Genomic DNA, 10,012 nt, shown 5'->3' with positions numbered 1-10,012 from the left:
GTCGGGCTCAGCCGCCGACCCGCTCGGTCGGTATGCAGTCCTCGATCAGCGCCGCGGCGGCGGCCACGTGCGCGGGGTCGAGCAGGGTGTGGTGGGTGCCCGGGGTCCAGCGCTGCGGGACGGCACGCCCGAACACCGCGGACCAGCCGAGGTCCTGCGGTGCGTCGCCCCAGCCGCTCTCGTCCAGCGCGCGGACCAGGACGACGGGCGCGGCGCAGGGCCGTACGGTGAACTCGGCGCGGGCGGCGCGCAGGTGCCAGCGGTAGGTGGCCGCGTACGGCTCCAGGTCGGCGGGGGTGAACCCGGCTCCCGGGGAGCGCTCCTCCAGGGCCCGGGCGACGGCCGCGAGGATCTGCGCGTCGTCGGCGTCGGCGGGCAGGTCGGGTTCCGCGACGCCGAACAGTGCGGCGATCTCCGCGGCCGGCCGGCGGGGGCGGACGCCGAGGACGGCCGGGGTCGCGCTGTCGAGCAGCAGCACGGCGCGCGGCGCGGCGCCGGCCTGCTCGGAGAGCCGGGCCATCTCCACCGCGACCGCGCCGCCGAGCGACCAGCCGACCAGCACCGTCCGGCGCAGGTCGGCCTGCGGTGCCAGTTCTTCGAGGTAGTCGGCGGCGATGGCGCCGATCGAGCAGCGGTCGGCGGGGGCGTCCGCATCGGCCTCGAAGGCGAGGACGCCCGGGCCGGGGGGCAGGTGCGGCAACAGCCTGCGGAAGCCTCCGGCGCTGCCGCCGGCCGGGTGGACGAAGGCGATCGAGTCGCCGCTGGGGCCCGCGGCACGCAGGCTGAGCAGATTGCCGCGTATCACGGTGTTCCTCTCGTGGTCGGGGGCCCGGGGCGCGGGGCGCGCCCCCGGGGTGCCGGAAGGCCGCCGGGCCAACTGCCCGGCGGCCTTGGTCGGACGGCCTTGATCAGGCGGCCCGGATCAGGCGGCCCGGATCGGACGGCCTGGTCGGACGGCCTTGATCAGGCGCTGTTCGACTGCGGGCGCAGGTAGCCCGCGATCGACTGCACGGTGGGCCGGCGCACCACCTGACGCAGCGACAGCTGCTCGTACCCCTGGGCGCGCAGCAGGTTGACCAGCCGGGCCAGCAGCAGCGAGTGGCCGCCGCAGGCGAAGAACTCGTCGTCCGGGCGCGGCCAGCCGCCGCCGATCACCTCGCGCCAGGCCGTGGCCACGACCAGCTGCTCGGCGTCGTAGTCCTTCGGGTCGGCCTCGGCCGCGGTCACGGCCCGGGCGAGCAGCGCCGTACGGTCGACCTTGCCGGTGGCGGTGAGGTCGAAGCGCTCCAGGACGGTGACGGAGTCGGGCACCATCGGCTGCGGCAGGATCGCGGCGATCTCCGCGCGCACCTGGTCCGCGTCGGCGGTGCCGGTGACGAAGGCCCGCAGGCAGGGCCGTTCGGCCCGCCGGTCCAGGACGACCACGGCGTCGCGCACCCCGTCGCCGCGCCGGGCGGCGTGCTCGATCTCGTGCAGGTCGATCCGCCAGCCGTTGAGCTTGATCTGGCTGTCGCCGCGGCCGAAGAGCCGCAGCGTGCCGTCCGCTCCGAGCACGCCGAGGTCGCCGGTGTGGTAGCAGTCGACGCGGCGGCCGGCGATCTCCAGCGTCCGGAACGGCGAGTCGCCCTGGTGGCCGGAGAGGTAGCCGACGGCCAGGCCGGGACCGGTCACCACGACCTCGCCCAGGACGCCGTCGGGCACCGGCATGCCCTGCTCGTCGACCACGGCGAGCCCGGCACCGGCGACGCCGGTGCCGACGTGCACGCCGCCGCCCGGGGTCATCCGGCCCGCGGTGGCGGTGGCGGTGGCCTCGGTGGGGCCGTAGAGGTTCCACACCTCGGCCTGCGGGTGCCGGGTCCAGATCCGCCGGAGCAGGTCGGTGTCCAGCGGCTCGCCGCCGAGCAGCACCCGGGCGAGGTTCATCCGGGTGTCCGGGCCGGCGCTCTCCTCTTCGGCGAGCAGCGCGGAGAGGTAGCTGGGCACGCAGTTGAGGGTGACCGGCTCGGCCGAGGCGGCCAGTTCGGCGCGCACCGCGGCGAGGTCCAGGCGGTCCGCGGCCGGCAGCCGGACGCAGCCGCCGGCGTACAGCACGCCGAGGGTCTGCTTGAACGAGGCGTCGAACAGCGGGCTGGAGACGACCGGCAGCGGGGTGGCGGCGACGCGCAGGTCCTCGTCCGCCCAGCGCAGGTAGTTCTCCAGGCTGCTCCGGCGCACGCCGACCAGCTTCGGCACACCGGTGGAGCCGGAGGTGCGCAGGAGGTAGGCGAGGGCGTCGGGCCCGGTGGCGACGGGCTCGGCCAGGCCGGCCGTCGCCCCGGTGGTCACCTCGCCCGTCGCGCCGGCCGTCACGGAGTCCGCCGGCTCGCCCGGCAGTTCGCTCAGCACCAGCGCCCGGCAGTCCGCCGGGAGCAGCGCGGGCTCGGCGCCGGCGCCGACCACGACGGTGTGCGCCCCGGAGCGCGTGAGGGCGTCCGCGATCCGCGCGGCGGGCTCCTGCGGCGAGAGCGGCAGGAAGGCCCCGCCGAGCGCGTTGACGGCCAGCAGTGCGGCGAGCAGGTCGGCGTCCAGATCGGCGAGGACGGCGACGACGCCGCCCACCGGCAGGCCGTCCAGTCGGCCCGCGATCGCGGCGGCCCGGGCGTCGAGTTCGGCGTACGTCCACACCCGGTCGCCCTGTCGGCAGGCGGGTGCCCCGGGCTTGGCGGCGGCGTGCGCGCGGAAGCGGGCGACCAGGCCGTCGGCGGCCGGGGCGGCCAGACCGGCCTGCAGGCGCTCGGCGAGCTCGGCCGCGTCCTGCTCCGGGAGCAGCCGCAGTGCGGCGAGCGGGGCGTCGGTCCGGTGGACCAGGTCGGTGAGCAGGGCGCTCCACATCGCGAGGACCGCGGCGAGGCGGTCCTGCTGCTCCGGGCCGGCGCTCTCGACGTGCAGCGAGGCCGCGTCCCCCTGGACGCGCAGCGAGAAGACGGCGCGGCCGGCGAGCGGGAAGGACCAGGATTCCAGGCACCAGCCGGCCGGCAGCTGCGGCAGGCCGTGGGAGTCGAAGACCAGCTCGGGGGTCGGGTCGGCCGGGCCGTGGGTCGGGCCGCCGAGCATCGCCAGGGCCTGCTCGTCCTCGGCGCGCTGGGCGCGCACCGCGGCCGGGCCGCCCTGGGTCGGGTCCGGGGCCGTCGCGCAGGGCACGACCTGGGTGAACGGGCCGGGGACGGTGGGCAGTCCGATGGCCTGGCGTGCGTCGCCGGTCCAGCCGAGGCTGCCGGCGGGCAGGCCGATGCGGTGCAGCACGGCGGCCAGCGCGGTGCGGGCGACGTCGGCCGGGGTGGTGGCCGTCTCGGCGGCGAGGGCGTTCAGCCGGGCGAGCGTGGGGCCGGTCAGCGGGCGTCCGAGGGCGACGTGCTCGGCCTCGGGGGCGTCGGTGCGGCCGGGTACGGCGTCGGCCAGCTGCTTCGCCGCTCCCTCGGTGCGGGGGCGGCGGCCCGCCCAGAACCGCTCCTCCTCGGCGAGTTCGCCCTCGCGCAGCATGGCCAGGTGGCCGGGCGCGATCGCCAGGTAGTCGGGGGCGTCGGCGGACGGGGCGCCGGCGGTGCCCAGGCGCTGCGCCACCTCGGCCAGCAGCAGGCTGACGGAGGTGGTGTCCGCGAACATGGCGTCGCAGGAGAGGGTGAGTTCGGGGCCGTCCCAGCTGTCGGTGACGCGGGCGCGGAAGGTGCCGAGGGCCAGCTCGCCCCCGGTCCAGTCCGCGCCGGCCGCCGGGCGCTGGCTGGGGATGCGCAGGCCGGGTACCTCGACCAGCTCGGCGCCGAGCACCGGGGCCGTGGCGAGCGCGGCCGAGAGGGCGGCGCGGACCTGGCCGGCCTGGGCCGAGGGGATCCGGACGGTGAGCGAGAGCCGGCGGTCGCCGGTGCCGAGCAGCGTGCGCTGGATCGGGCCGAGTTCGGTCACCCGGGCCTCGGCGGGGGCGAGGGCGGTGTCCTGGACGGTGGTGGTCATGCCTGGACCCCCTGGGTGGCGAGGTAGGACTCGGCGATCTTCAGCAGGATGCGGCGCGGGCCGCTGAACGGGCGGCGGCCGTGCGCGGCGAGCATGTTGTCGACGACGAGCACGTCGCCCTCGCGCCAGTCGAACTGCACCGCGTGCTGCTCGACGATGTCGTTGACGACGGTGATCGTCTCCGCGTCGATCTCCGAACCGTCGCCCCAGTACACGTTGTTGGGCCACAGCTGCTCGTCGGTGTCCTCCGGCGAGGTGGACAGGGCGTCGCGGATCCCGCTGTCCATCCGGGAGATGTGGAAGCCGTGGGCGTAGTTGAACCACACCTTCTCGCCGGTGACCGGGTGCTCGGCGACCGCGGCGCGGCGCTCCGAGGTGCGCAGCCGGTCGTCGCCGATCCACTCGACGGTGCGTCCCTCGCGGGCGCAGACGGCCTCGACCTCCTCGCGGCTCTCGGTCTCGTAGGAGCGCTGCCAGGTGCGGTTGTAGCCGTAGCCGCGGGTGTAGGTCAGGCCGCGCTCGGCGAACTGCTCGCGGATGTGCTCGGGGATGGCGGCGAGGATCTTCCGGTTGTCGGCGATCGGCGTCTGGCCGCGGTCCTGCGGCTCGATGTCGCACTGGAAGAACAGCAGCATCGGCCAGTCGTTGGAGTAGCAGAACTCGCTGTGCAGCCGGATGTCGAGCTCTTCCGGGTACTCGCTGGCGGTGTAGGTGTTCTGGCCGACCCTGCTGCGGATCGCGGCGCCGCCCTGGTACTCGACGAGTTCGCCGCTGAAGGCCTGCACCACGGCGTCGAAGTCCGGCCGCTGCGCCGAGCGGAAGAGCAGGGCGCCGTGGCGGTGCAGGTCGGCGCGCAGTTCCTCGCGGTGCGCCGCGATCCAGGCGGGCAGGTCCACGTCGGACTCGGATTCGAGGACGAGCGGCAGCTGCTCCTCGTTGTAGGTGGTACGGCGCACCAGCTCCGGGTCGGCGGCGCCGCGCGGGGTGCGCGACTCCAGGCCGGCGAACTTGGCGATGGGCATGGCGGGACTCTCCTGCGGTGGTGATGGGGGGTGGCTGTGACGGGGGTGGGACGGGGACGGAGCGCTCGCGGTGGGGCGCGGGCGGTCAGTCCTGCGAGGAGTCGGGGAGGCGGACCGCGACGTTGGTCGCGGCTCCGGCGGAGCGGTTGACCACGCCGGCCGTGCGGCCGGGGGCGTGGCGGACCATGCAGCCCGCGGGGCGGTCGCCCATCACGAACGGGCTGACGACCGCGTTGCTGTCGGTGCTGACCATCGATCCGGTGGCCGGATCGTGGAAGTCCATGGGGATCGGGTCGGCGTCGGTGGCGCGCTGCAGGATCCAGCCGCCCTCGGCGACCGCCCGGTCGAGCGCCCGGCGCCACTGCTCCGGCGCGCTGCGGGCGCCGAGGTGGACGCCCTGGCCGGCGAAGCCGCGGGCCGGCTTGAGGACGAGCGTCTCGCGGCGCCGTACCGCCAGGTCGAGGAGGTCGACCCGGCTGCCCTCGAAGTCGGTGGTCCCGGCGAGGACCTGGCGGGTCCACGGCAGCACCTCGTCGAGGAACGCGCGGTCCGCGGCTTCGAGCGGCACCGAGCCGTCGGAGAGCCAGGCCAGCAGGGTCTTGTCGGACAGCAGCGCGGAGGCGGGGGACGGCAGCAGCGCGACCCCGGCCCGGGCGGCCCGCTCGACCGGCTCCAGCGGCACGCCCATGCGGCGCCATTCGGACGGGATGAAGTGGCAGGACAGGACGGGGTGTTCGGCCTCCCGGCCGCCGTCCAGGTCCTCGGGTTCGACGAACGCCGCGTCGAACCCGATCGAGCGCAGGTGGTCGACCTCGATGCCGAAGTAGCGTGCGCCGGCGATGTTCTCCTCCCGGGCGGTGCCCAGGATGCCGACCTTCGGCGGCACGCCGAGCCGGGCGCAGACCTCGCGGTAGACCTCCGCCTTGGCGGCGAGCGGGTCCACGGCCGTGGCGGTGCCGGCGGGCCCGAGCAGCCCGGGGTAGAGCTTCGCGTAGCTGCGCAGCAGCAGGTGGCTCTTCATCACGCCGCCGAGCGCGCCGCCGAAGTTGCACTCCAGGAACTGCGCGCGGCCGCCGCTGAGCAGCGCGTCGGGCCGGGCGAAGAGTCCGGCCGTGGCGGCTTCGAGGGCCGGGTCGCCGAAGGGGCGGTACTCCTGCGGGCCGAGGCCGAGCGCCGCGGCGAGCCGGGTGGCGTCGGCGGCCCGGCTCCAGGCCGCGTGCTGGACCAGGCGGACGAAGCGCACGGCGTCCTCGGCGAGCCGGTCGTGCACCGCGGCGTCCAGGAGCGCCGGCCGCAGGCCGACCGCCGCGCCCGGCAGGGCGACGGGGTCGTCCCGCAGGTCGTCGGTCAACTGCCGCGCGGTCCGCTCCGGGTCGGCAACAAGCAGGGCCATTCAGGCACCTCCACATCATGCAGAGCGACGCGCCGACCGGGCGGCGGCATCGGGGGAATTCCGGCGGGCCGGGAATGGTGCGGCGGCCGCCGTGGAGATACGTCGAGATACGTCTGGATACCTCGGGATACCTCACGGGAAAACGGGTTCGGTATCCGTCGGGGTATTTCCGCCGGCGAATTCCGCAGCGGCTTCCGCGTATCGCCACTGTGGCACCCCGGGCGGCGCGGACGCCACATCTTCCGTTGGCACCACCCGGCCTTTGCAGCATGCGGCCATCCCCGAGACCAGCTCTGACCTGGGCTTTCATCGAACCGACCAGGTTCGCGCCGGCCTTGCAGCGGGCTTTCGCCGGTCTTTCGCCGGCCTTTCGCCGGCCTCGGAACCCGCCGCGGGCGGCCCGCGCCTCGTCCTCTCCCGCACCCCGAGTCGATTTCCCTTGACAGCCGACGCATTCGATGAATAGCGTCCTCGATGCCTAAGAGACAGCGTTGCCATTTCCCTTGTCCGACGCCGGTCGGCCCGTATTCCCAGCGGGCGCGTGGACTTCGTCCGCCCCATCTGAGCACCGGTCAGGCATCGTTTCCGGGCCCGAACCCAAGGAGCGCCCATGCTGCACTCACCGCTGACCGCGGGCCTGCCGCCCGCCCAGGACATCGCCCCGGCCGAGGTCCACCCGCGACTCGCCCGCCACCTGCTCGTCGACGGCTACCCGTTCGTGCTCGACCTCGAACGCAGCCGCGGCTGTTGGCTGGTCGACGCGGTGACGAACGAGGCGTACCTGGACATGTACACCTTCTTCGCCTCCAGCCCGCTGGGCATCAACCCGCCGGACGTGGTGGAGGACGAGGAGTTCATGCGGGTGCTGGCCGCGGTCGGCGCCAACAAGCCGGCCAACTCCGACCTCTACACCACGCACCTGGCGCAGTTCGTGGAGACCTTCGCCCGGGTGCTGGGCGACCCGGAACTGCCGCACCTCTTCTTCGTGGAGGGCGGCGCCCTGGCCGTGGAGAACGCGCTCAAGTGCGCGTTCGACTGGAAGAGCCGGCACAACGAGGCCCGGGGCCGCTCCCGCGACCTGGGCCGCAAGGTGCTGCACCTGACCCGCGCCTTCCACGGCCGCAGCGGTTACACCATGTCGCTGACCAACACCGACCCGGCGAAGACGGACCGCTACCCGGCCTTCGACTGGCCGCGCATCGACGTGCCCGCGATCCGCTTCCCGATGGAGGACCACCTGGCCGAGGTGGAGCGGGCCGAGGCGCACGCGCTGGCGCAGGCCGCCGCCGCGTTCGAGGCGCACCCGCACGACATCGCCTGCTTCATCGCCGAGCCGATCCAGGGCGAGGGAGGCGACAACCACCTGCGCCCGCAGTTCCTGCGCGCCATGCAGCAGTTGTGCCGCGAGCACGACGCGCTGTTCGTGCTGGACGAGGTGCAGACCGGCGTGGGCCTGACCGGCGGAGCCTGGGCCTACCAGCAGCTCGGCCTGGAGCCCGACATCGTCGCCTTCTCCAAGAAGGTGCAGGTCGGCGGGATCATGGCCGGGCGCCGGGTGGACGAGGTGCCGGACAACGTCTTCACCGTCAGCAGCCGGATCAACTCCACCTGGGGCGGAGGCCTGGTGGACATGGTGCGCTCGCGGCGGATGCTGGAGGTCATCGAGCGCGACCGGCTGATCCCGCGCGCGGCCGTGATGGGCGGCTACTTCCTCGACGGCCTGCGCAAGCTCGCCCGCCGCCACCCCCTGCTGGTGTCCAACGCCCGTGGCCGCGGCCTCATGTGCGCCTTCGACCTGCCCGACTCGGCCACCCGCGACGAGCTGCTGCACCGGCTGCGGGTGGAGGAGAAGGTGCTGCTGCTGGCCGGCGGCGAGGCGACCGTCCGGGTCCGCCCCGCGCTGACCGTCTCGGTGGACGAGATCGACGTCGCACTGTCCGCGATCGAGCGCACCCTCTCCGGCATGGCGAAGGAGGTGGCGGCCGTATGAGCACCCGGCTGATCGCCTCCGTGGTCGACGGCGGGCCGCTGCCCGAGGACCACCGGCTGCGGACGTACACCTCCACCAACCCGGCGCGCCGCGACGAGGTGGTGGCCGAGGTCCGGCTCGCCGACAGCGCGGGGTTCCTCGCGGCCTGCCGGGCCGCCCGGCGGGCGCAGGGCGCCTGGGCGGACACCCCCGCGCCGGTGCGCGGGCGGGTGATCGCCGCCGCGGGCCGGCTGGTCGAGGCGAACAAGGAGCGGCTGGCCGCGCTGGTCACCCGGGAGATCGGCAAGCCGTACCCGGAGGCGCTGGGCGAGGTCCAGGAGATCATCGACACCTGCGACTTCTTCACGGGCGAGGGCCGCCGGCTCTACGGCCAGACCGTCCCCAGCGAGATGCCCGACAAGCAGCTGTTCACCTTCCGCGAGCCGGTCGGCGTCGTGGCGGTGATCACGGCGGGGAACTTCCCGGTGGCCGTCCCCTCCTGGTACCTGGTGCCGGCGCTGCTGTGCGGCAACAGCGTGGTGTGGAAGCCGGCCGAGTACGCGGCCGCCTCCGCCCAGGCGCTGTACGAGCTGTTCGCGCACGCCGGCCTGCCCACCGGGGTGCTCGACATCGTGCACGCGGACGGCGCGCAGACCTTCGCCGGCCTGGAGTCCGCGCTCGCCGAGGGCTGCGTCGACAAGATCGGCTTCACCGGTTCGACCGAGGTGGGCCGGCGCATCGGCGAGCTCGCCGGCCGCCACCTGCAGACCCCGTGCCTCGAACTCGGCGGCAAGAACCCGATGGTGGTGACCGCGGACGCCGACCTCGACCTGGCCGTGCACGGCGCGCTGTTCTCCGGCTTCGGCACGGCGGGCCAGCGGTGCACCTCGCTCGGCACCGTCCTGGTGCACGAGTCCGTGCACGACGCCTTCCTGGCGAAGTTCGTCCGGGCGGTCGAGGAGGCCGTGATCGGCGACCCGACCGGGCCGGTGCTCTACGGTCCGCTGCTGGCCGAGCACTTCGCCGAGCGCTTCGAGGAGTGCCTGGGCTGGATCGCCCCGCACCACGAGGTGCACGGCTCCACCGCGCACGGGCGGATCACCGGTGACCGGCCGCGCGCGGGCTTCGTCGGCGACCCGGAGGCGGGTCTGTACTACCACCCGACCGTGGTGGACGGCGTGCGCCCGGAGGACCGGCTCTTCCAGGAGGAGACCTTCGGCCCGCTGGTCGGTGTCGCCTCCTACCGGAGCCTCGACCAGGCGATCGAGCTGGCCAACGCGCCGGGCTACGGCCTGTCCGCCGCCATCTACACCCGTGACCCGCAGGCGGCCTTCGCCTTCCGGCGCGGCGTGCGAGCGGGCATGATCAGCATCAACAACTCCACCTCCGGGGCCGAGGCGCACCTGCCCTTCGGCGGCAACGGCCGCTCCGGCAACGGTTCGCGTCAGTCCGGCGTCTGGGTGCTGGACCAGTTCACCCGCTGGCAGTCGATGAACTGGGACCACTCGGGCCGGCTGCAGCGCGCCCAGATGGACACCGGCGTGCTCGAACCCGACCTGGGCTACCGGCTGCCGTGACGAGGGGCGGGGGCCGGGGCGCACACCGCCCCGGCCCCGGCACCGCAACGGCTCCGGACCACGA

At 74.6% G+C, this 10,012-nt stretch carries 6 protein-coding genes; 2 read left to right on the top strand and 4 right to left on the bottom strand.

The genetic code is table 11. The features are described from left to right. Positions 1 to 7 precede the first annotated feature (7 nt). The 4 genes from BX285_RS26710 to BX285_RS26695 form a co-directional block, all read right to left on the bottom strand. The gene (locus tag BX285_RS26710) at positions 8 to 805 is read right to left on the bottom strand and encodes an alpha/beta fold hydrolase (protein WP_179852700.1); all 798 of its coding nucleotides are present in this window, start codon (positions 803 to 805) and stop codon (positions 8 to 10) included. A 158-nt stretch (positions 806 to 963) separates the two neighbouring features. After that, positions 964 to 3,987, bottom strand: a complete 3,024-nt coding sequence (locus BX285_RS26705) for an AMP-binding protein (RefSeq protein WP_121178449.1) — start codon at positions 3,985 to 3,987, stop codon at positions 964 to 966. Continuing rightward, on the bottom strand, positions 3,984 to 5,009 hold the full coding sequence (locus BX285_RS26700) for a TauD/TfdA family dioxygenase (protein ID WP_121178448.1): 1,026 nt from the start codon (positions 5,007 to 5,009) through the stop codon (positions 3,984 to 3,986). The genes BX285_RS26705 and BX285_RS26700 overlap by 4 nt, the downstream gene beginning before the upstream one ends. An 85-nt stretch (positions 5,010 to 5,094) precedes the next feature. Then, the gene (locus tag BX285_RS26695) at positions 5,095 to 6,402 is read right to left on the bottom strand and encodes a hypothetical protein (RefSeq protein ID WP_121178447.1); all 1,308 of its coding nucleotides are present in this window, start codon (positions 6,400 to 6,402) and stop codon (positions 5,095 to 5,097) included. 610 nt (positions 6,403 to 7,012) lie between these two features. On the opposite strand from BX285_RS26695, the gene lat reads away from it, so the two are divergent. Both lat and BX285_RS26685 read left to right on the top strand, forming a co-directional pair. After that, positions 7,013 to 8,392, top strand: a complete 1,380-nt coding sequence (lat, locus tag BX285_RS26690; protein ID WP_121178446.1) for an L-lysine 6-transaminase — start codon at positions 7,013 to 7,015, stop codon at positions 8,390 to 8,392. Beyond that, positions 8,389 to 9,948, top strand: a complete 1,560-nt coding sequence (locus BX285_RS26685; RefSeq protein ID WP_121178445.1) for an aldehyde dehydrogenase family protein — start codon at positions 8,389 to 8,391, stop codon at positions 9,946 to 9,948. The genes lat and BX285_RS26685 overlap by 4 nt, the downstream gene beginning before the upstream one ends. Positions 9,949 to 10,012 lie beyond the last annotated feature (64 nt).

This window comes from Streptomyces sp. 1114.5 (genome assembly GCF_003635085.1).
In the GTDB taxonomy this organism is placed as follows: Bacteria; Actinomycetota; Actinomycetes; order Streptomycetales; family Streptomycetaceae; genus Kitasatospora.
This window is presented reverse-complemented; position numbering and strand designations above follow the sequence as displayed.

Coding starts and splice junctions, on each gene's coding strand:
- BX285_RS26700 (WP_121178448.1), bottom strand. CDS start 5,009: ATGCCCATCGCCAAGTTCGCCGGCCTGGAGTCGCGCACCCCGCGCGGC.
- BX285_RS26685 (WP_121178445.1), top strand. CDS start 8,389: ATGAGCACCCGGCTGATCGCCTCCGTGGTCGACGGCGGGCCGCTGCCC.
- lat (WP_121178446.1), top strand. CDS start 7,013: ATGCTGCACTCACCGCTGACCGCGGGCCTGCCGCCCGCCCAGGACATC.
- BX285_RS26695 (WP_121178447.1), bottom strand. CDS start 6,402: ATGGCCCTGCTTGTTGCCGACCCGGAGCGGACCGCGCGGCAGTTGACC.
- BX285_RS26705 (WP_121178449.1), bottom strand. CDS start 3,987: ATGACCACCACCGTCCAGGACACCGCCCTCGCCCCCGCCGAGGCCCGG.